The 769-nt window shown below is 46.4% G+C and carries 1 protein-coding gene and 1 pseudogene; both read right to left on the minus strand.

Going from position 1 to position 769, the window contains the following annotated elements; all coding sequences use genetic code 11:
* Positions 1-326: pseudogene (locus A3756_RS00210) on the minus strand (cytochrome c oxidase accessory protein CcoG); the annotation flags it as partial.
* 142 nt (positions 327-468) lie between these two features.
* Positions 469-769: c-type cytochrome (locus A3756_RS00215; protein WP_068552552.1), on the minus strand; the 301-nt coding region annotated here is incomplete at its 5' end.

Genomic DNA, 769 nt, shown 5'->3' on the forward strand with positions numbered 1-769 from the left:
ATTAGAAGCAGTGCTAAAAGAACGAACTCTTGTGGCCAGAATGTCATGCCGTAGATATGGAATTTACGTGCAGGGAGGTCGAAATGAACCAGTTGCTGGCCGTTGATTGATATCCAGCAAATTGAAAAGTACATGGCCATCAAGGCCCAGAGTGAAAACTTCCTGATTCGCTGAAAAAGACCGGCAATTTTTTTGACGTAGATTTTTTTTCGAGACTCGTAGAGCTCGACGGTCTTACTGACGTCTGCTTGCTTTGAATCTTGGCCGTAGACTTCCAGTTTCTGCGTACCGGGTTCGATATTTTGGGCTGGGATCTTCTTAGACATAGGCAACGGCTTCCATATCTAGTGGAGGAAAGGTTTCTTTTCTAGAAAGTCTGTGATGAGCAAAGGCTGTCTAGAGAAGAGATCTTATATTCTGTGAGAGTGGGCCTGGCTACTCAGCCAGGCCCACGAGTCTCAGACAGTCTTATTTGTTAGATAAGCTGTAAACGTAAGCTGCAAGTAGGTGAACTTTGTCTTCACCAAGTAGGTCTTTTTGTGCTGGCATTACGCCTGCTCGACCATAAGTGAGTGTTTGATTGATCTTAGATGCCGTGCCGCCGTAGAGCCAAACATCATCTGTTAGATTTGGTGCGCCGACGGCTTGATTACCCTTAGCCTCAGCCCCATGACAGGCTGCACAGGCAGTCTGGTACATCGCTGCGCCGGCATGAACAGCTGCTTTATCATCACTACGTCCACTAAACGAAAGTAAGTAATGAGTCATA

The sequence above is a fragment of the Oleiphilus sp. HI0086 genome, from assembly GCF_001635225.1.